15 protein-coding genes are annotated in these 21079 nt (G+C 65.1%); 6 read left to right on the top strand and 9 right to left on the bottom strand.

The window, feature by feature from the left end:
* Positions 1-186: 186 nt before the first annotated feature.
* The 3 genes from QM467_RS15645 to QM467_RS15635 are packed head-to-tail and all read right to left on the bottom strand — an operon-like array spanning position 187 to position 3295.
* Positions 187-1092 carry a bifunctional 5,10-methylenetetrahydrofolate dehydrogenase/5,10-methenyltetrahydrofolate cyclohydrolase gene (locus QM467_RS15645; RefSeq protein ID WP_283367274.1) on the bottom strand — a complete coding sequence of 302 codons (906 nt, stop codon included), beginning with the start codon at positions 1090-1092 and terminating at the stop codon, positions 187-189.
* 54 nt (positions 1093-1146) lie between these two features.
* Complete coding sequence (locus QM467_RS15640; protein WP_283367273.1) at positions 1147-2373, bottom strand: MFS transporter; 1227 nt, start codon at positions 2371-2373, stop codon at positions 1147-1149.
* A gap of 46 nt (positions 2374-2419) precedes the next feature.
* The gene (locus tag QM467_RS15635) at positions 2420-3295 is read right to left on the bottom strand and encodes an aldose 1-epimerase family protein (protein ID WP_283367272.1); all 876 of its coding nucleotides are present in this window, start codon (positions 3293-3295) and stop codon (positions 2420-2422) included.
* 92 nt (positions 3296-3387) lie between these two features.
* Here QM467_RS15635 and QM467_RS15630 point away from each other — a divergent pair, with 92 nt between their 5' ends.
* Both QM467_RS15630 and QM467_RS15625 read left to right on the top strand, forming a co-directional pair.
* Positions 3388-4125: an amino acid ABC transporter ATP-binding protein gene (locus QM467_RS15630; protein WP_283367271.1), complete on the top strand. Its 738-nt coding sequence runs from the start codon at positions 3388-3390 to the stop codon at positions 4123-4125.
* A 270-nt stretch (positions 4126-4395) separates the two neighbouring features.
* On the top strand, positions 4396-5991 hold the full coding sequence (locus QM467_RS15625; RefSeq protein WP_446737787.1) for an arylsulfatase: 1596 nt from the start codon (positions 4396-4398) through the stop codon (positions 5989-5991).
* Positions 5992-6091: 100 nt separating this feature from the next.
* Here the strand turns inward: QM467_RS15625 and QM467_RS15620 are convergent, their stop codons facing one another.
* From QM467_RS15620 to QM467_RS15610, 3 genes are all read right to left on the bottom strand, one after another.
* Positions 6092-6823, bottom strand: coding sequence for a competence/damage-inducible protein A (locus QM467_RS15620; protein ID WP_283367269.1), 732 nt, complete (start codon positions 6821-6823; stop codon positions 6092-6094).
* On the bottom strand, positions 6816-7679 hold the full coding sequence (locus QM467_RS15615; RefSeq protein WP_283367268.1) for an FkbM family methyltransferase: 864 nt from the start codon (positions 7677-7679) through the stop codon (positions 6816-6818). Before QM467_RS15615 ends, QM467_RS15620 begins: the two co-directional genes overlap by 8 nt.
* A 62-nt stretch (positions 7680-7741) precedes the next feature.
* A complete protein-coding gene (locus QM467_RS15610; RefSeq protein WP_283367267.1) occupies positions 7742-9193 on the bottom strand; it encodes a metal-dependent hydrolase family protein in 1452 nt (483 codons plus the stop codon).
* Between the two features lie 209 nt (positions 9194-9402).
* Between QM467_RS15610 and map the strand changes: the two genes are divergently transcribed.
* Genes map through pcaD form a run of 3 tightly spaced genes read left to right on the top strand, consistent with a single transcriptional unit; the run spans position 9403 to position 11760 of the window.
* Positions 9403-10236, top strand: coding sequence for a type I methionyl aminopeptidase (map, locus tag QM467_RS15605; RefSeq protein WP_283367266.1), 834 nt, complete (start codon positions 9403-9405; stop codon positions 10234-10236).
* A gap of 27 nt (positions 10237-10263) precedes the next feature.
* Positions 10264-10956 carry a RadC family protein gene (radC, locus tag QM467_RS15600; RefSeq protein ID WP_283367265.1) on the top strand — a complete coding sequence of 231 codons (693 nt, stop codon included), beginning with the start codon at positions 10264-10266 and terminating at the stop codon, positions 10954-10956.
* A 24-nt stretch (positions 10957-10980) separates the two neighbouring features.
* Entirely contained in the window at positions 10981-11760 is a 780-nt protein-coding gene (gene pcaD, locus QM467_RS15595; protein WP_283367264.1) for a 3-oxoadipate enol-lactonase, read from the top strand.
* Here pcaD and QM467_RS15590 read toward each other — a convergent pair.
* Positions 11757-12146 carry an Hpt domain-containing protein gene (locus tag QM467_RS15590; protein WP_283367263.1) on the bottom strand — a complete coding sequence of 130 codons (390 nt, stop codon included), beginning with the start codon at positions 12144-12146 and terminating at the stop codon, positions 11757-11759. The two genes, pcaD and QM467_RS15590, sit on opposite strands and share 4 nt — an antisense overlap.
* Positions 12147-12497: 351 nt before the next feature.
* Between QM467_RS15590 and QM467_RS15585 the strand changes: the two genes are divergently transcribed.
* Positions 12498-19346 carry an apolipoprotein A-IV repeat region-like domain-containing protein gene (locus QM467_RS15585; RefSeq protein ID WP_283367262.1) on the top strand — a complete coding sequence of 2283 codons (6849 nt, stop codon included), beginning with the start codon at positions 12498-12500 and terminating at the stop codon, positions 19344-19346.
* A gap of 86 nt (positions 19347-19432) precedes the next feature.
* Here the strand turns inward: QM467_RS15585 and QM467_RS15580 are convergent, their stop codons facing one another.
* Together QM467_RS15580 and QM467_RS15575 are read right to left on the bottom strand one after the other, a co-directional pair.
* Positions 19433-20029, bottom strand: coding sequence for an ABC-type transport auxiliary lipoprotein family protein (locus QM467_RS15580; protein ID WP_283367275.1), 597 nt, complete (start codon positions 20027-20029; stop codon positions 19433-19435).
* Positions 20030-20142: 113 nt separating this feature from the next.
* Positions 20143-21039: an MlaD family protein gene (locus QM467_RS15575; RefSeq protein ID WP_283367261.1), complete on the bottom strand. Its 897-nt coding sequence runs from the start codon at positions 21037-21039 to the stop codon at positions 20143-20145.
* Positions 21040-21079: the final 40 nt, after the last annotated feature.

Genomic DNA, 21079 nt, shown 5'->3' with positions numbered 1-21079 from the left:
AGCCGAACGGAACAGAAAGCTCAAAGGCGTCAGCGGCGCGTAATTGGCGCGGTTGCGGTCTAGACCGGTCAGATAAGCGTTTCCCATGATTTCCTCCCGCGGTGCGGCTTGCCGCCGCCGATTCCGACGCGAACATAGCGCATCGCGGGCTGCGGCTCATCCTAGCCGGAAGGCAAAGATGGGGATTTAGGCCAAACTCAACCGGGCCGCGCGAAAAGTATTGGCCATCAGCATGGCGATGGTCATGGGGCCGACGCCCCCCGGCACCGGGGTGATGGCGCCGGCGACCGCAATGGCTTCGTCAAGGGCGACGTCGCCGACCAGCCGGGTCTTGCCCGGCTCGACGCCGGGCACGCGGTTGATGCCGACGTCGATCACGAGGGCGCCGGGCTTGATCCAGTCGCCCCGGATCATTTCCGGCCGGCCGACAGCGGCGACGAGAATGTCCGCGCGGCGCGCGACGTCTGGCAGGTCTTTTGTGCGGGAATGGGCGATCGTCACGGTGGCGTTTTTCGCCAGCAGCAATTGCGCCATCGGCTTGCCGACGATGTTCGAGCGGCCGACGATGACCGCCTCTGCGCCGGAAATGTCGCGCCCGAGCGCTTTGGCCGCCTCCTCGATCAGCAGCATTGCGCCGGCGGGCGTGCAGGGCACGAGCGCCCGCTCGGCCAGGCCGGTCGCCAGCAAGCCGACATTGACCGGATGGAAGCCGTCGACGTCCTTCTCCGGCGCGATGGTTTCGAGCACTTTGCTGGAATCGATCCCGGCAGGCAGTGGCAATTGCACCAGAATGCCGTGGATGGCGGGATCGGCGTTCAGTGTTCGGACGAGGCCGATCAGCTCGGATTCGCTGGTCGTGGCTGGCAGGTCATATTGGACGGAATGGAATCCGCATGAATGGGCCGCCTTGCCCTTGGATTTCACATAGACCTGGCTCGCCGGGTCCTCGCCGACCAGAACGACCGCCAGACCGGGCTTGACCGTTAGGATGGCGGCCTCGCGCGCGACGCGCTCCAGCACGGCCGCCGACGCGGCCTTGCCGTCGATCAGCAGCGCCTTTTTGGCTGATGGTTTCAGGATCGTCTGCGTCATGGCCAGCTCCCGGCGAAGATTCCGCCCTGCTTTTGGCAGAGGATCGGCCGCTTGTTAACCCCCGATTGCATCCGCCTTGCGCAATTGCGGGAACAGCGCCGCCCAGGCCGCGACCACGACCAGCGCGCCGAAGCCGCCGAACAGAGCCGCGCCGACTGGCCCCAGCAAAGCCGCGGCGACGCCAGATTCGAACTCGCCCAGCTGGTTCGAGGCGCCGATGAACAGGAAATTCACCGCCGAGACGCGACCGCGCATCTCATTGGGCGTGGCGAGCTGGACCAGCGTCTGGCGCACCACCATGCTCACCACATCGAAAGCGCCGAGCGCCGCCATCGCTGCGAGCGAAACGACGAATGAGGTCGACAAGGCGAAGACAATGGTCGCCAAGGCATAGCCGGCGACGGCGAGGAACATTTTCGGCCCCGCGCCCCGGCGCAGGGGAATCGCGGCCAGCAAAATGCTGACGCCGATCGCGCCGACAGCAGGGGCCGCGCGCAAGGCGCCGAGGCCGAGCGGGCCGACCATCAGGATGTCATGGGCGTAGATCGGCAGCAGCGCCGTCGCGCCGCCGAACAGCACGGCGAAGAGATCGAGCGAAATGGCGCCGAGCACGATCTTGTTCGACCAGATGTAGCGCAGGCCCGCCAACGCGCTCTTCTCGGCCGGGTCGAAACCGGGCCGCGTCGCCTCGCCGTCCGCCCTTACGATCGCCAGTACAGCCGGAACGCCACCAGCGGCCAGAACCGCGCAAAGCAGGAATATCTTCACGTCGAGCGCGGCGAACAGCAGGCCGCCCAGCGCCGGGCCGGCGATGGTCGCGGCCTGGAAAACAGTCGTGGACATGGCCACCGCGCGCGGAAAAGTCTCATGATTCACGATTTCCGGCAGCAGAGACGCATTGGCCGGCCCCGAAAAGGCCCTCGCCGAACCGAGCGCGAACAATGCCGGATAGAGCGTCCAGATCGGCGCCGAAAACAGGGCGAGCAGGAAGATCGCCAGCGAAGCCGCAGCCTGCCCGACAGCGGCGAAAGCCGAAACCTTGCGCCGGTCGAAACGGTCGGCGGCGGCGCCGCTCCAGCGCAACAGCACGAGCAGCGGCAGGAATTGCGCCAAGCCGACGAGGCCGAGACTCAAGGCGCTGCCGGTCGTCGCATAGACATGCCAGCCCATGGCGACGTCGAGCATCTGCGACGCGAAGGCGCCGAAGCCGCGCGCGACGAGAAAGAGCGCGACATTGCGGCGGGTCGGACCGGGCCGGGTCAGGATCGAGCGACTGGACATGGCGCGTCATAGCGTGATCCGCGCCTGAGCCCAAGATTCCCTTCTTTCACGGACGCCAGACGAGCCTTGCGGCGCTGCGGGCCGTTGCGCCCGGCGCCAGCGTCCGCATGGACGGCTTGGCGAAAATGTCGCCGCAAAAGCCCTCGGGGTCGCCATGGCCGGTCCAGGCTTCGAGGCACAGGAAGGGCGCTCCAATTCCGTTAACGTTGCGCGACCACAGCGCGATATGGGGAAAGTTTTCCAGCTCCATGCGCAGGCTGGGGCCGCCCTCGGCGGCGGCGAATTCGAGGCCCGAACTCTTTGCATCGAGGAAGCACAAGGCCTCGTCGAACAGTTCGGGCGTCAGTTCGAGCTTCCGGCCTTGCAGCGGGATCTGGCGGCCGCGCGTCGAGAACAGTCCGCCCGGCGCGATCACGGGAACCTCCGCGCGCTCCGGCGCATCGAAACGCACGACATGCGGCCCGCGCGCGCCGGGCAGCGGCCAGACGAAGCCAGGATGGAGGCCGCAGGCGAAGGCCAGCGTCGCCTGATCTTCATTTCTAACATGAAGTATAATATTCAATATATTGTTTTCAAGTCGATATTCAACATCAAAAATGAAATCGAAGGGATAGAGGGCGCGCGTGGTTGCATTGGCCCTCAGGCGCAGCCGGGCGCGGTTTCCGGCCTGTTCGACCAGAGTGAAATCCTCGCTGCGCGCGAAGCCGTGCAGGCCGAGCGGATAGCGCTGGCCATCCACGACAATGCCGTCGCGGGTCCAGCCGACGACGGGAAAGAGGATCGGCGCCGAATCCGCCCAATATTGGCCATCGCCCGGCCACATCAACTCGCCCTCGCCCACGCGCCAGCTTTTCAGCTCAGCGCCGCGCAGCGCGATCCGGGCCGACGACTCGCTCGACGCGATTTCAATCCAGGCGCTCATCATCCCCCGCTTTGGTCAGCACGCGCTTTGGTCTAGCATGGCGCGGGAACGAACTCTCAAACGAACTTCCCCTTGCCGCCAGAGACTTGCACATGACAGAAGCCGCGATTCGCATGATCGGCGTCAACAAATGGTACGGCGAATTTCATGTGCTGCGCGACGTCGATCTCGAAGTGGCCGCCGGCGAGAAGATCGTGCTCTGCGGCCCATCAGGCTCAGGCAAGTCTACCTTGATCCGCTGCGTCAACCGTCTTGAAGAACATCAAGCGGGCCGTATCATCGTCGACGGCGTGGAGCTGACCGACAGCCTGCGCAGCGTCGAGGAGGTCCGGCGCGAAGTCGGCATGGTGTTCCAGCATTTCAACCTGTTCCCGCATCTGACCGTGCTGGAGAACTGCACGCTCGCGCCGGTCAATGTGCGGAAAATTTCGAAGGCGGAGGCCGAGGCCCAGGCCCTGCATTATCTGGAAAAGGTGCGGATCGCCGAACAGGCGGGCAAATATCCGGTCCAGCTCTCTGGCGGCCAGCAGCAGCGCGTCGCCATCGCCCGGGCGCTCTGCATGAAGCCGAAAATCATGCTTTTCGACGAGCCGACTTCGGCGCTCGACCCCGAAATGGTCAAGGAAGTGCTCGACACCATGGCGACGCTGGCGCGCGAGGGCATGACCATGATGGTCGTGACCCATGAAATGGGCTTCGCGCGGCAGGTCGCCGACCGGGTCATCTTCATGGATCAGGGCCAGATCGTGGAAATTGCGTCGCCGGAGCAGTTCTTTTCAGCGCCCCGGCATGAGCGCGCGCAAGCCTTCCTCAAGCAGATACTGCATTAGAACAGTAACGAAGTTTTGTGCGGCCCAGCGCAGGAGGGCAATGGGAAACGCCAATCAACAAGCGTAACTTCGACCGGCCGAAAAAGGCGTTTTTTTTAGCATTTACGACGTTGTTTTCGGCCTCAAGGGGAGGACTGCGAAATGTCGTCATTTCATTTCAATTTGTCCAAGGTCTGGCGCGCCGGCGCAATCGGCTCATTTTTTGCCCTGCCATTACTTGTTTCGGCCGCGCAGGCGCAGGAGCAAAAGAAGCCCAACATCCTTTTCATCATGGGCGACGACATCGGCTGGATGCAGCCGAGCATCTATCATCGCGGCTTGATGGTCGGGGAGACTCCCAATATTGACCGTATTGGAAATGAAGGCGCCATCTTCATGGACTATGTCGCCATGCAGAGTTGCACCTCCGGACGCAACGCTTTCTTCACCGGCATGTATCCGCTTCGCACCGGAATGATTCCACCCCAGCTGCCCGGCAGTCCGTCCTATCTGCGGCCCGGCACCCCGGCGCTGGCCAAGTTCCTGTATGATCTCGGCTACACCACCGGCGAGTTCGGCAAGAACCATCTTGGCGACCATACCGCCGCCTTGCCGACGGCGCACGGTTTCCAGGAATATTGGGGCTATCTCTATCACCTCGACGCGATGCAGCAGGTGAGTTTTCCCGACATCAACAAATCGACGACCGAGCAAACGGTCGCGCCACCATGCAAGAACACGCCGATCCCGGGTATCCCGGAAGTCCCCGGCGCCGTCGACCCACAAACGACCATTTGTCTCACGCCGCCGCGCAACGTCTTGTGGTGCACCTCCTCCGATGGGACGGAGAAAAACCAGTCCTGCAAGGATCAGGGTCCGCTCTCGCTGGACCGGTCGAAGACGGTCGACGAGGAGATTTCGTCCCATGTCGTCGATTTCCTTGACCGCAACGATCCCAAGAAAACCAACAAGCCATTTTTCGTCTGGTACAACCCGGCGCGCATGCATGTCACCACGGTGCTGTCCGACAAATACATGAACATGGTTGGCGAGCGTGGCGGCAAGGATTGGGGCGTCAACGAAGCCGGCATGAAGCAGATGGACGACAATATCGGCTATGTGCTGAAAAAGCTTGAGGACATGGGCCAGTTGGATAACACCATCGTCGTTTTCACCACCGACAATGGCGCCGAGGCGATCACGTTCCCAGACGGCGGCGTCACGCCGTTCAAAGGCCAGAAAGGTGAAGCCTGGGAAGGCGGCTACAGGGCGCCGCAGGTCGTCCGCTGGCCGGGCCATATCAAGCCAGGCACGGTGAAAAACCAGCTTTACGCCGCGCTCGACTGGCTGCCGACGCTGGTCGACATCGCCGGCGGGGCGAAAGGCGACGAACTGAAAAAGCAGATCGAGAAAGGCGCCTATCCCGATATCGTCAAGACGACGCTCGATGGCTTCGACCAGCGCGACTATCTTGAGGGCAAGTCCGACAAATCGGCGCGCGATCACTTCTTCTACTACTCGGGCTCCACGCCGTCCGCAGTGCGCTACAAGAATTGGAAGATGTACTATTCCATGTCGGCGCCCGGCGCGACCGGCTGGATCCAGCCACTCATTTCGTTCCACTTCACGCTGGTCCAGAATATCAAGCGCGATCCCTTCGAACAGGCTGTCGGCGAAAGCCAGAAGACGGTGAATGGCATTGGCGGCGCGCTTGGAGGTCCGGTTACCGCCTTCCTGTACGACTGGAACATGCTGCCGATCGGCCAGCAGCTTTGGGAGAAGGAACTCTATTCGTACAAGGAGTTCCCCCCGCTACAAGCGCCCGAAACCTACAATCTGTCGGGGATATTGGACGCGATGAAAAAGGGCGGTCACCCGAGCGACTAAGGGCTTTGCAAAAGTCGAAACAAGATTCGCGGGCGGCTCCACGACAGCCGCCCGTCTTTCGTGGGATCGCACCCGCGCCGCCAATACCGCGCGCCGCCCTTCAATCGAGCCTGGTCAGCATCGCGCGCACCTTCGCGGCGGCCTCGGCAAGCATCGGCGCATCGCGGCCGCGCAGAATGATCTGGTTGAAGAATTTGCCGTCGCGCAGCGACGGGTATGAGCCGATCGACACCTGCGGATAGGCCTTGGCGAGTGCGGTCAGCCCCGCGGCATAGGCGCCTTCCGGCAAGCCGGGCGCGTCGATGGTTTCGGACAGGATCAGCGCGCCCTGCACCAGCTTGGGCGCGACGTCGTCGAGCATGGCCTGCATGATCGCCGGAACGCCCGCCATCACAATGACATTGCCGATCCAGAAACCGGGCGCCTTGGAGATCGGATTGGCGACGAGGGCCGCGCCGTGCGGAATGCGCGCCATCCGGCGGCGCGCCTCGTTGAGGTCCTCGGGCTTGATGCGCTCCAGCAGCAAGGCGATGGCGCGCTGATCTTCCGAAATTTCAACTCCGAAAGCCTTCGCCACCGCATCGGCGGTGATGTCGTCATGGGTCGGACCAATGCCGCCGGTGGTGAAGACATAATCGTAACGCGCGCGCAGGGCGTTGAGCGCGGCGACGATCTCGTCCTCGACATCGGGCACGACCCGGATTTCCCGGGTCTCGACGCCGATCTGCAACAGGAAATGAGCGATGTAATGGCTGTTGGAATCACGGGTGCGGCCCGAGAGAATCTCGTCGCCGATTACCATCACAGCGGCGGTGACGCGCCTGTCATTCATGTCCGCTGTCCTTTCGCTCATACATCACATAGACCCTGGTGCGCGCGACCCGGACATAGCCCCGGCTCTCCAGCAGGCCGAGCAGATTGACGTCCCATTTCGCGGGCGAATAAGCCATGACCAGGGCGCGCGGCCACAGCGATTCCGGCTCGCTGGTCAGGAAGGGTTCGAGCGCCAGATCTTCCGCCCCTTCGACGTCGAGCTTCATCAGGTCGATGCGCGTGAGGCCTTCCTCATGCGCCAAAGTCGCGAGCGATTTCGCCGAAGCGTTGAAGGAGCCGCCGCCGGTGTCGACATTGACGATGCGCATCGAGGTCTCGGCGAGGTCGAAGGGATTGTAGAACAGCTTCACCGGCCCCTCGACATCGGCGATGGCGCAATCGAGCGCCTTGACCGTGGCGGCGGGATTCTGACGCAGATTATAGACCAGCCGCTCGTAAAGCAGGGGTTGCGGCTCGACCGCAAGCACACGGGCGCGCGGCCCGGCGCGCAGGGCGACGAACAGGCTGCCAGCCCCGCAACCCGCGCCAATGTCCAGGAAGGTCATGTCCGGCGTGATGCGTTCGGCGATGAAGCGGCGCTCCTCGCGGTCGGAAAATTGCGGCGTGAACAGCAGGCGCTTTTCGCTGGCGTTGTTGAAAGGATAGAGCCGCATCCGCGCCTTGAGCGTCTCGACCGTCACATCGACCGGCCGGGCGCGCAGCCGGCGCAGGCCGAAACGGCGCACCAGCAGCGCCGCTCGCTGGCCAAGCCAATGGGTTCCCGCGTTCTGCGTGAAATGCAGCAGGCGGCGCAGGGCGCCGTAGGGCTGATGCCGGCCGAAGGGCGACAAATCATTGGCGGGGATGGCGCGCATGGCAGGGTTAATACCAGCCGCGGCAATCCGGGCCAAGCTTTTCCCCAAAAGCTTGCGACCGCTCAGGCCGGCAGGGCGTTCTTGACCACTGCGCCGTCCTTCATGATGAGCGCCAGGCTTTTTTCCGGCGTGGCGATCAGATCGATATTCTCCAGCGGATTGCCGTCCACGATCAGAAGATCGGCGTAAGCCCCCGCCTCAATCACGCCCAGCTTGCCCGGATAGGGATTGCGTTCGCCGGACAGAGCAAGCAACTCGGCATTGGTCGATGTCGCCATTTTCAGGATATCCGCATTGGAATGCCAGCGCGTCAGGTGCGTCAGCATCTTGCCCTGGCGTGGCGTCAGGGCGGCGGAAAACAGGAGATCGGAGCCGAACGCCGTCTTGAGTCCATGCTTGCGCGCCAGCTCATAGGCGCGGGGCGTCGCGGCGATGACTTCGAGCGCCTTCTCGCGGCTCGGCCCCGCCATCGGCGGCACGTCCGCCTCGCTGAGGAAAGGCTGGATGCTGAGCCAGACGCCCTTCGCCGCCATCAGTTGCGCGGCCTCTTCATCCATCAGATGGGCGTGTTCGATACAGGCCGCGCCCGCCGCGATGGCGCGCTTGATCGTCCGGGGCGCATAGGCGTGGGCGGCGACATAGGTGTTCCAGTCGCGCGCCACATCGACTGCCGCGCGCAGCTCCGCCTCGCTGAAGGTCGTCATGTCGAGCGGGCTGCGCGGCGACGATACGCCGCCGCCCGCGACCAGCTTCAATTGCGAGGCGCCTTGCAGCAATTGCTCCCGCACGCGAAGCTGCACTTCGCCAATGTTGTCGGCTATGGCGGCGCCGCCGGTCCGCTCGACAGCGCTGAGCGGACCGCCGGGAATTCGCGGCAGGTCGGACAAGGCGCGCATGTCGCCGTGGCCGCCGGTCGTGGTGATCATCGGGCCGGAAGGATAGATGCGCGGCCCGACGACGAAGCCGTCGTCAATCGCCTGTTTGAAGGGGAAGACCGGACCGCCGAGATCCCTCACGGTGGTGAAGCCGCGCAGAAGCGTGTTGCGCGATTCGACGGTCGCCGCGAGATAGATATAGCCCGCGTCGGCGGTCAGCAGGGCCTGAAGCGGCAGAGCCGCGAACAATGTGTGCCAATGGGCGTCGATCAGCCCGGGCGTCATCACCCGGCCGCCGCAATCGATGATTTTGGCGTCTGCGGGCGGCGCCTCACCGGCGAAATCGACCGAAGCGATTCGATTGCCTTCAATCAGAACCTGCGCGCTGTCGCGCAGCGAATCCGTCTTGCCGTCGAACAGCCGCAACTGGCGGAAAAGCATGCGGCCTGGCCGCCCGGAAGCTTGCGCCAGCACCGGCCCCGGCACGCCCATGGCGGCGGCGGTCGCGGTCAACCCGGCGAGGAATCCACGGCGATTGAAGGCCGTCAGCGCTTGCGTGACATCGCCCATCTGCGGCGAATGGCAGGCGCAGCCGGAGCCATGGATCAGGCGCTGGTATTTCTTTCCAACCCGGATCATGACCTGCCCTCGCCTTGACGAAGATCGGCCCGGCTTGCGGGCCAGCTAGAATTTGTCGCAAATGGGCTGGCGAATGTAAATCTGGCCCTCGCCCGGAATCGGGAATGGAAGCGCCCTGCCTCTTGCGTCGCGCCCGCTTTGGGCTAAATCTGGAACAAGGCGGGCTGGCGGGGCTGGTCCCGCAGTCGAGAATGGAACCGCAGAACCTGATGACCTTTATCGAAGCCGACGCCGCGCCGAGCCGAAAATCCGGCCATATCCGCATCCATGGTCCCGAAGATTTCGAGGGCATGCGCAAGGCCGGCCGTCTCGCCGCGGAAGCGCTCGATCTGATGGTCGAGGCCGCGCAACCGGGCGTCTCCACGGACGCGCTCGACAAGCTCGCCTATGATTTCGGCATGGACAACGGCGCCTATCCGGCGCCGCTCGATTATCGCGGCTATCGCAAGTCGATCTGCACCTCGATCAACCATGTCGTCTGCCACGGCATTCCCGATTCGAAGCTTTTACGCGACGGCGACATCGTCAATATCGACGTGACCTATATTCTCGACGGCTGGCACGGCGATTCCAGCCGGATGTATTATATCGGCGACGTTCCGCGCAAAGCGCAGCGCCTGTGCGAAGTGACCTATGAATCGCTGATGCGCGGCATCGCGGTGGTCAAGCCCGGCGCAACCACCGGCGATATCGGCCATGCGATCCAGACCTTCGCCGAAGCAGAACGCTGTTCTGTCGTGCGCGAATTCTGCGGTCACGGCCTCGGGCGGCTGTTCCATGACGAGCCCAACATTCTTCATTACGGCCATCGCGGCCAGGGCGTGACCCTGCGCGAAGGCATGTTCTTCACCATCGAGCCAATGATCAATCTTGGCAAGCCGCAGGTGAAGATTCTCGCCGACGGTTGGACCGCCGTGACACGCGACCGTTCGCTCTCCGCCCAGTTCGAGCATGCGATCGGGGTGACGGCGGAGGGTTGCGAGATCTTCACGGCTTCGCCGCGCGGGCTGCATTGTCCGCCCTACACGCCTCCTTCCGCCTGACCGCGTCCGCCTGATCTGGAGCCGCCTTTGGACCAGCAGCCGACGAAGGACTCGCTCAACTCCGGCCATCGCGAACGGCTGCGCGAGCGCTTCCTGAAGGGCGGCCCCGACGGCCTGCATGATTATGAAGTGCTGGAGCTTCTGCTGTTCCGGGCCATTCCGCGCCGCGACGTCAAGCCGATCGCCAAAAAGCTGCTGCAACGCTTCGGCTCCTTCGCCGAAGTGATCGCGGCGGCCCCGGCGCGGCTCAAGGAAGTCGAATATGTCGGCGATGCCGTGGTGACGGAGCTGAAGATCGTCGAGGCGGCGGCGCTGTTGCTCGCCAAGCAATCCATGCGGAGAAGGCTTGAACTCGGCTCCTTCGCGCAGGTGCTGGACTATTGCCGCGGCGCGATGGCTTTTCGGGAGACGGAGGAATTTCGGGTCCTGTTCCTCGACAAGAAGAATGGACTGGTCGCCGACGAGGTGCAGGGGCGCGGAACCGTGGACCACACGCCGGTCTATCCCCGCGAAGTGATCCGCCGCGCCCTGGAGCTGAACGCCAGCGCGCTCATTCTCGTCCACAATCACCCCTCGGGCGATCCAACTCCCTCGACCGCCGACGTGACCATGACCGAAACCATCGCCTCGCTCGCCAAGCCGCTGGGCGTCAAGCTGCACGACCATCTGATCATCGGGCGCAACGGCCATTGCTCGATGCGCGCCATGAAATTGATCTGAGCAGCTGATCTGAGGATTTTGCCGATGCCTAAAGTGAATATCGGGGCGCTGTCGCTCAATGTCGTGACCGAAGGCGCGCGCGGCGCTCCCGTGGTGGTGCTCGCCCATCCGCTCGGCGGCGACCTGACAATCTGGGACGATATCGCGCCCGTTCTCGCGCAAAAATACTTCGTCTTGCGCTTCGACGCGCGCGGGCATGGGGGATCGGACGTACCGCCCGGGCCCTACAGCCTTGGCGATCTCGGCCGCGATGTCGTCGCCTTGCTGGACCGGCTGGAAATCGCAAAAGCGCATTTCATCGGCTTGTCGATGAGCGGCGCCATTGGCCAATGGCTGATGATCCACGCGGCCGGACGGCTGGACAAGGTCGTGCTCGCCAATACGGCCTATGTCTTTCCCAATCCTGAAGGATGGAACGGCCGCATTCGCATGGCGCGCAGCGGCGGCATGTCCGCCCTCGCGCCTGTCGTGGTCCAGCGCTGGCTGACGGCAGCCTTCCGCGCGGCGCAGCCGCAGAAATTCGAAGAGATTGAAAACCTCCTCCGCGCCGCGCCCCGCGTCGGCTATGTGGCCTGCTGCTCCGCCTTGCGCGATACCGATTTGCGCGACGCGATCCGCGCCGCGCCGCAGCGCCCCGTTCTGGTGATCGTCGGTGAAAGCGACGCTTCAACTCCGCCGCAACTCGGCGAGGCGCTGGCGCGGACCCTGCCCGGCGCGCGTCTCCTGCGCCTCCGCGCGGCGCATCTCTCCTGCGTCGAGGCGCGGGACGAGTTTCTGGCGGCTGTGAGCGAATTTTTGTCCTAGGCGGCGAGTTCCTGCAGGAAGTCCCGCGCTTCGGCGACAGCGGAGACGAGCCGATCGGCGTCAGCCTGGCGCAGCAAGCCGGCGCGCGCGCCATGTTCGTAATTTTCGGCGGCGGCGGCGACAGCGCCTGCGCCGACCGCGCGGGCCGAGCCTTTGAGCTTATGCGCGAGATCGGCGCTCGCCGTCCCGTTTTCGACATGGCGCAGCCGATCCGCGATCTGGGCGGCCTGGCGGTCGAACAAGGCGAGCAATTCCTTTTCCAGCTCGCGGTCGCCCATGGTCTGGCGCGCCAGATGCACGAGATCGATCGGCGAAGCCTTTTGCACACGCGCGCCCAACTCCATTGCGGAATGCTGGCCGTTGACCTCATGCGCCGTGAAACCCATGTGATTCTCCCGAAATCTTGCGCGCAGGATGCGGATCCGCCGCTTGCCGCTTCCGGCCCCGGCCGCGCAATGGCGGCCGCAGGGAACGAAAACGCAGAATGAATTGAAAGCCAGCCTGCAATGATAAGATTCACCAAACCCTTATTTTGCAGGCGGTTTGGCTTGTTTCTGGATTTATGGTGAAAGGTCCGTTAACGACGTTGTCAAAAGCCTGGGGGGCGCCCGTTTCCATCGCAATCGCGCGAGCGTAGAGTGAGACTTGGTTAACTTCCGCTCATTGCGGGCTTTGACTGTGCGCTGGCGCGCTCAAGGCGTCGCGTCCGTTCTGGTTAGTTTTAAGGGCGATTGGACATGTCCACACCGAGCAAGGCTCAGGATCCCGCGGCTGCCGCGTTGTCGGCGATCGAGGATGCTCTTCGGCTCCCGGTAGAGCAGGAAGCCTCGAAACCCGCCGAGGACGCACAGGAGGCGGGCAAGATCGATTACCACCTGCCCGCGCAGCGCCCGGAAGCCGCTGAGACGCCTCAGCCCCGCTTGCCCGAAGTTGCGTCCGACGAGCTGAACCAGTTCGCCAGGGAGGCCGAGCCGCAGCGGCCGCCGTCAGGTCCCCGCCCGGCCAATGACGACCGTCCCTCTGTCGGCCAGATCCTGCAAAGCCTGCAGACCCGCCCTGAGTCCGGCTCCTTCACGGCGGCGATCATCGCCTCCGCGGCCTGGATCGGGCTGTGGATTGGCTATTTCGTCTTCAGCCATGGCGCGGCTTTCGCCGGCTCGCTGTTCAGCCCGACGGCGGCGCTTTCCGCTTTCGCCCTCATCGGCCCCGTCATCTTCTTCCTTTCGATGGGCTCGGTGATGCGTCGCGCGCAGGAGATGCGCCATACCGCCCGATCGATGGCGCAGGTCGCGATTCGCCTCGCGGAGCCGGAAACCATCGCCACGGAACAGGTGGTGACGCTGAGCCAGGCGATTCGCCGCGAGGTCGCCTCAATGGGCGACGGCATCGAGCGGGCGCTGGCCCGCGCCAGCGAACTCGAAACCATGGTCCGCGCCGAGGTCTCCTCGCTCGAGCGCACCTATGGCGACAACGAGCGCCGTATCCGCATGCTGCTCAACGAGCTTTCGAGCGAGCGCGAATCCATTGTCTCCAACGCCGACCAGATTTCGACCGCCCTCACCGGCGCCCATATGGCCGTCTCGCGCGAGCTTGAAGTCGCTACGAAACAGCTAACGGATCTGCTGGAGCAGACGGGCGACCGCATTGCCAAGTCGATCGAGGACAAGGGCGGCGTCGTCGAGCAGACCTTCTCCAATTCCGGCGACGCCTTGCTGCGCCAACTCGAAGAGCGCGCGCAAAATCTGCTGGAGCGGTTCAACGAGTCGAGCGAACAGACTTCGCGCGTCATCGAAGAGCGGGCCGAAAAATTCGATGGCGATCTGCGCGGCTTCGCCGCTTCGTTCCTCGAACAGACCCAGATGCGTTCGGACCTTCTGTCCCAGACGCTCGGCGAGGCCGGCGCCCGGCTCGGAGAAACCATCGGCCAGCGCTCCGACGAACTCGCCGCCCGGCTTGCGGACCATGCCGAGCGCCTGCACGATCTCGTCGCTGTCCAGGGACCGGCCTTCCAGCAGTCCCTCACCGCGACCGGCGCGCAATTGCGCGAAAAGCTGAGCGAACAGACAGCCGAAGCGGAAGCCTTGTTCGGCTCGCTGGGCGAGACCTTCTCGCATACGCTCCAGACCCACCGTCATCGTTCGGCCGAAGAATTCTCCGCCGCGGCCTCAGCGGCGATCGAGGAACTTACCGCCAGGGCGGAAGCGTTCCGCCTCCATGTCGGTGAGACCGCGCAGCGGACCATCGACGACTTCGGCGCCAATGTCTCGGCCATCGGCGAGGCTTACGCCCATGTCAGCGCCAAGACCGCGGAAGACGTCGCGGGCCAGGCGGAGACCCTGCGCGAAAGCTTCGGTCAGGCCGCCAACGAGACCCTCGTCGCCTTCGCCGGCCATACCGAGGCCTTCAACGAGCAATTCGCCCGCGTCGCGAGCGAGGCCATCGAGGCCATCGGCGGCCACACGATCGACCTGCGCGACACCGTCGACCAGGCGACGCGCGGCACGCTCGCCGCGATCGGCGAAAAGACCGACAACCTGCAACAGCAGTTCGAAACCCTCGCTGGCTCGGCCATCGAGCGGCTGGAATCGCAGTCCATCCGCATCGAGACGGCCCTGAACCAGAATGTCGACCGGCTGGAAAAGACTGTCGGCATGACGACGCAGGAAACGCTTGCGGCCCTGAACGGCCATTCGGACGCCTTCCAGGAGCAATTCGCGCAGACGGCGCAGACCACCATCGAAGCCATCGCCGCACAGGGCGAGCGTCTCGAGCATGCCGTCGCCGCCGCAACGCAGGACCAGCTTTCGGGGCTGGTCGGCCATACCGAAAGCTTCGAGGTGCGCTTCGGCGAGACCGCCCGCGAGGCGCGTGACGCCATCGTCGCGCACAGCGAGCGGCTTGAACGCGGCGTCATCGCCGCAACCGAGACCCATCTCGCGGCCCTCCTCGGCCATACGGACGACCTCGAACAGCGTCTGGCGGGCTCGACCCAGCATGCGCTCGACGCCATTGCTTCGCAGGTCGAGCGTCTCGACCACAGCGTTGTGACGGCGACAGAAGCGCCCCTCGCCGCGCTCGTCAGCCACACCGAGGCGTTCGAACAGCGCTTCGGCGAAGCCACGCAGCACACCGTCGAAGCCCTCGCCGAGCAAGCCGAGCGGCTGGAAAAGAGCGTCGCCGCCGCCACCGAAACTCCGCTCGCCGCCCTCCTCGGCCACACCGAGGCGTTCGAACAGCGCTTCGGCGAAGCCGCGCTGCAGACCGTCGAAGCCCTCGCGGCCCATACCGAGCGGCTGGAGCAGAGCGTCGCCGCCGCGACCGAGACCCCACTGGCCGCGCTGCTCAGCCACACCGAAGCCTTCGAGCAACGCTTCGGCGAAGCCGCACAGCATGCCGTCGAGGCCCTCGCGGCTCATTCGGAACAGCTCGAAAAGAGCGTCATTGCCGCGACCGAGACCCCGCTGGCCGCGCTGCTCAGTCATACCGAGGCCTTCGAACAGCGTTTTGGCGAAGCCGCTCAACATACTGTCGAGGCGCTCGCCGCTCATACCGAACAGTTCGAAAAGAGCGTCGCCGCCGCGACCGAGGTTCCGCTCGCCGCGCTGCTTAGCCACACCGAGGCGTTCGAACAGCGCTTTGGCGAAGCCGCCCAGCACACCGTCGAGGCCCTCGCCGCCCATACCGAGCGGCTGGAAACCAGCGTCGCCGCCGCCACTGACGTCCCGCTGGCCGCGCTCCTCAGCCACACCGAGGCCTTCGAACAGCGCTTCGGCGAGACGGCCTTGCAGACGGTCGAGGCCCTCGCGGCCCATACCGAACGTCTGGAAAAGAGCGTCGCCGCCGCCACCGAAATGCCGCTCGCGGCCTTGGCCAACCAGACCGAAGCCTTCGAGCAGCGCGTCGAGCAAAGCGCGCAGAAAGCCATCGACGCCGTGGCCGCGCAAAGCGAACGGCTGGAGAAAGGCGTCGCCTCCGCCACCGAGAGCCAACTCGCGGCCCTCACCCATCACGCCGAATCCTTCCAGGATCACTTCTCTCAGGTTTCGGCGAACGCGACGAAACTTGCCGAGGAGCGGACCCAGGCCCTGCGCGAGGCCCTCGCCGACGTCAGCCATGCGGTCGGCGAGACGCTGAGCCAGAATGTCGCGGACACGCAGGCGCGGTTCCAGGCCGCCGCCGACTCCACGCTCAACGCCTTGCTGGCCCAGACGGCGACCGTCGACCGGAATTTCGCCGCCACCGCCAGCCAGACCGCCGAATCCATTGCGCGCCGCGTCGCCGACACCCAGAAGGGCTTCGCCCAGGTCGCGGCCGAGGCCGTGGCGGCGATCGGCATGCACGGCGATCGCGTGGCAGAAACCCTTGCCGAGCGTCTGGACGCCTTCGAGCAGGTCCTTCTGCGCGGCGGCGAGGAGGCTTCCGGCAGCCTCGGCCACCACGCCAGCCGGATGTCGCAGGAAATCGCGTCGCATCTCGAGAGTTTCGAGGCCCGCATGGCCTCTGGCGTCGCCGACACGCAGACGCGCCTCACCGACCACGCCGAGCGCCTCAAGGCCGATTTCGTGGCGCAATTCGCTGCGCTCGACCAACTCATGCGCTCGGGCGGCGAAGGCTCCGCCGAGCATATCAAGGCCCAGACCGAAAGCCTGCGCGCCATGCTCGAGGAGACGCTCGGCTCCTTCGACAAAACCATCGAAGAGGCCGGCGGCGCGGCCACGGCGCGGATCGGCGAACAGTCCGAAACGCTCTCCGCCGCCATCGCGTCCCGCCTCGCCGGGATCGAAATGGCGATCAATATCCACGGCGCCCAGCTCGAATCGCGCCTCGGCCGCCGCGCCGAGGAGACCGCCGGGCTGTTGCAGCAGCAGCTCGACAAGTTCGAGAACCGCACGACGGACAAGACCGAGGACGTCGTCCGCATCATGGACGATCTCATCGTCAAGGCCGAAACCAGCCTTGGCGCCCGTTCGCGGCAGCTCAACGACGCCCTGGCTGGACGCGCCATCGACATCGCCAAGGTGCTCGGCGAAGGCGGCCGCGAAGTCGGAAGGGCGCTCGACTCCAAGGCGCGCGAACTGGACGAAATCATTCTCGCCCGCTCCACCGCGCTCACCGAGGAGCTCTCCGCCAAGGCTGCGGAGATCGACGCGACGCTCGGCGGCCGCGCCGATGAAATCGCTGCCAGTCTTGGCGGCCATATCGACTTCTTCGAGAAGAACGTCGTCGCCCGCCTTGGCGAAGTCGGCGAGGAAATCTCCGCCAAGGCGGCGGAAATCGACGCGACGCTGGGCGGCCGCGCCGACGACATCGCCGCCAATCTCGGCGGCCACATCGAGTTCTTCGAAAAGAATATCGTCGCCCGCCTCGGCGAGGTTGGCGAGGGAATCGCCGCCAAGGCGGCGGAAATCGACGCCTCGCTCGGCGGCCGCGCCGATCAAATCACCGCCAATCTCGGCGGCCATGTCGCGTTCTTCGAAAAGAACGTCATCGCCCGCCTCGGCGAATTCGGCGAGGAGATCTCGGGCAAGGCCCGCGAGATCGACGAGATCATCCTGCTCCGCTCCAATGCGGTCACGGAAGAGCTTTCGGCCAAGGCCGAACGCATCGACGCAACTCTCGGAAGCCGCGCCAGTGAAATCACGGCGAACCTCGGCGGCCATATCGACCAGTTCGAGCAGAAGGTCGTTGCGCGCCTCGGCGAGGTCGGCACGGAACTGGACCGCCGCATCGGCGAGATCGAGCAGACCGTCGATGGCCGCGGACGCGCCCTGTCCGACGAATTGCGGCTTCGCACCACGGAACTGCACGAGTGGTACGATGCGCGCGGCCTGAAGCTGGTGGATCTGCTCACGGCGCGCGGCGGCGAGGTCGTTTCGCAGATCGTGGCCTTCAGCGAGAGCGCTGTCGGCGCGCTGGCCGGACGCTCCAACGATCTGATCGAGACGCTGGGCCAGCGGCAGGCCGAAATGAGCGGCGTGCTGGATGAAGCCAATCGCCGGATGAAGCAGGACGTCGGCGGCCTGATCGCGAACATGACCGAGACCCATCGCGCCCTGCTCGCGACCATCGACAATGCGGAATCCGGCTTGCAGCGCGTCGAAACAGCGCTGGCGCCGAAGATCGACGCCCTCGGCGGGTCGGTCGAGACGCTGCATGGCGAAGTGGACCGTCTCGACGCCGTCGCCCGGCAGACCGGCGAAGGCGTCGCCGAATCCGCCCGGGCCGTCCAGGAGCAGACCCAGACCCTCCAGGCGTCGCTGCGCGAAATGTCGGCTGTCGGCGCCCAGATCGACCGGGTCTTCAGCGCCCGCATGCAGGAAATGGCGCGGAGCCAGAACCTGATCGAAGAATCCGTTCAGCTGCGGCTCGCCGAACTCGCCAAGAGCCAGGAAGACGTCGACGCCGGGCTCGAAGCCCGCCTGCATGGCCTCCAGGCCCTGTATGAAGAAGCCCAGCGCCGGCAGTCCGAATATGAGGCGCGTCTCGAAGCCTTCTCCGGGACCATCGCGCGGACTTTGGCGCAGGCCGAGGACCGGGCGCGCGAGGTCGGCGCCTTCCTGTCCGACGCCGCCTCGTCCACCGCCGGCGTTCTCACCAGCCAGCACGACGAGCTGCGCCAGAGCGCGGCGCGCGAGCGCGAGCGGACCGTCGCGGAACTGACCGCCGCCTATGAGCAGACGCTCGCCCAGATGAACGAGCTGTTCCAGCACAGTTCCGAACGCTACAAGGGCGTTTCGCAGGAGCTGCGCGCCATGACGAGCGAAATCCAGCGCGAGCTGGAGGCGACCCGTCAGGAATTGCGCCGCGGCGCGGTGGATCTGCCCCGCGAAACCGGTGAACAGGCCGCCGCGATGCGTCGCGTCGTCGCCGACCAGATGAAGGCGCTGAACGAACTGACCGAACTGGTCACGAGGTCCGGCCGCGCCTATGACGTCGCCGAGCCTGCGGAGCCTGTCCGGCAGGAGGTGGTCCGCCACGAGCCGCCCGCGCGCGTCGAGCCGCGCGCCCAGGCGCCGGCCCCGCAACGCGAGCCTGCCCCGCGTCGCGAAAGCTGGAACGAGCCCGCGCGCGAGACGCCGCGCTTCGATCTGCGGCCCCCGGCGCCCCGTCCCACGGCCCCTGTCGCGACTCCGGCGCCCGCCCCCGCTCCGGCGCGGACGAAGGAGCAGCGCGGCGGTTGGATGAGCGACCTCCTCGCGCGGGCTTCCGTCGATGAGCCGGCGCCGAGCCGCAGCGCCGCCGCGCCGGGCGAATCGCTCGACAGCCTCTCGGCGGAAATCGCCCGGGTCGTGGATGAGAATGCGCTGATCACCGCCTGGGACCGCTTCCGGCGCGGCGACCGCACGGCCTTCAGCCGTCGCCTATACACCGCGCAGGGCCAGAAGACCTTTGAGGACGTGCGCCAGCGTTATGCGGAAGACAATGACTTCCGCCTGACCGTCGACCGCTACCTGCAGGAATTCGAGCGCCTGCTCGGCGAAGTCAGCCGCGACGACCGCGACGGTCTGCTGACCCGGTCTTATCTCGCGTCAGAGACCGGCAAGGTTTACAGCCTGCTCGCGCACGCCTCGGGCCGCCTCGGGTGAGGCGTCAACGGCGCCGAAACAAAAAAACGCCCGGAGCGATCCGGGCGTTTTTTATTTGGCGTCGCGGGGCTGGCGTCGAACGACGCCTATCTTGCCGAGACGGCGGCCCAGCCGACGATCTGTGCGAGAACGATTCCCATGGCTCCATCGAGCGCATGCGCGGACGCAGCGCCGGCGATGTCGGCGACCGGCTCCGTGGCGGAAAAGACCTTCGCGGCGACGACCTGGCCGCCCGCTCGCGCCAGCCGCGCGGTCAGTTCCACATGGGCGGTCCGGGTCGCGGAATCGATATCGAAACGCCGGATCTCAATCCCCAGGTTAAATTCGGCGCCCTCGCCCGACAAAGTGACCTGACGGATGAGACCGGCGTTTTCGAAAGTCTGCGCGAGCCGGCTTTGCAGCAACGCGGGAAGATGGTCCACCCAGCGCGCGCCGGGAACCCGGCTCAAGCTGCCATCGGGCCCGCGCACCACGATCAGGTCGCCATCGAGCGGCGGAACGGCGGACGGCGTGGCGACGTAAATCCTGCCGCTGGAGGCCCGGGCTCTCGCCTGGGCTGGATACAGGTCGAAGCTTTGCGGCTGTGGCGCAAGGCTCGCGCAACCGCAAAGGCCCAGCGCGAGCGCGACGGCGCCCACGATCAGGGAGGTCGGCTTCTTTCGAGGCCGGCTGGTTCCGCGCATGATGGTCACGCCGCCCGTATTCCTTCGCTCAAACGACAAGCTCGCTGCAATGCAAAAGCAGAGCCGCCGACAAATGGCAAGACGCCTTTCAGAGCGGCGTTCATTCCGGCGATTCACCGGCCATTATAATCAGGCAAAGCGGGCTTCGGCCCGAAAATAATGCTTTGCGGGTTGCTCTCGATCTGCTTGACCGCGCGGTCGACGTTCTGAAGCGTCTTCCTGCCATCCACCGCCAGACCCTCATATTGCCGCAGGCCAGTATTGGAGAAGCGCGTGAGATTGTCGGCCAGCTTCCGGATCGAGCGCGCGGCCTCCGAAATATCGGCGATCATCGTTTTGCCCGCGCCGTCGCCGAGCAAATTGTTGACCTTGGCCATGGCCTGGTCGGCGTTGGCGATGATGTTGCGGAGCTTGCCGGGCTCGACGCTGTTCAGGGCCTGAAGGAAATTGCCGTTCTTGTCGGCCAGAACGCCCGTCAGGTCCTGAATATTGGTGACAGAGGCCTTCAGTCCCGGCCCGGTTTCGTTGAGCAGCTTGTTGACATTGCCCAGCACCTCGTCGGCTTTCGTGCCGAGCCTCGTCGCCATCTGCATGAGGTTCTGCAACTGGGAAGGCGCAGCGTTGATCACGCCGCTCGCCGGCAGGCGTTCCGCCCCCGCGCTGCCGCCGGTCAAGGCGACCGAGGCCACCCCAGTCAAGCCGCCGAATTCGAGCGCGGCGGAGGTGTCAGTCTTGATCGGCGCGCGGGAATCGACGGAAATGCGCGCGAAAACCCGGTTTGGATCCTCGGGGATGAGGCCCAGTTCCGTGACTTCGCCGACCTTCAGGCCGTTGAACAGCACATTCGCGCCGTTGAGCAGGCCCGACACCGAGCCGTTGAAATGAACGACATAGCTTGTCCGGACCGTCTGCTGGCCGAATGTCTTGAACCAGTAGATGAAGCCGAACACGCCGAGAATCACTGCCAGGGTGAACAGGCCGATCAGCGCATAATTGGCGCGCGTCTCCATCCTTCGTCTCCTTCTAGCGCCGCGCGTCGAACGCGGCGCG

This window comes from Rhodoblastus sp. 17X3, assembly GCF_030056575.1.
Taxonomy (GTDB): Bacteria; Pseudomonadota; Alphaproteobacteria; order Rhizobiales; family Beijerinckiaceae; genus Rhodoblastus.
The sequence above is the reverse complement of the archived record's forward strand: the minus strand, read 5'-3'. Positions and strand labels throughout refer to the sequence as shown.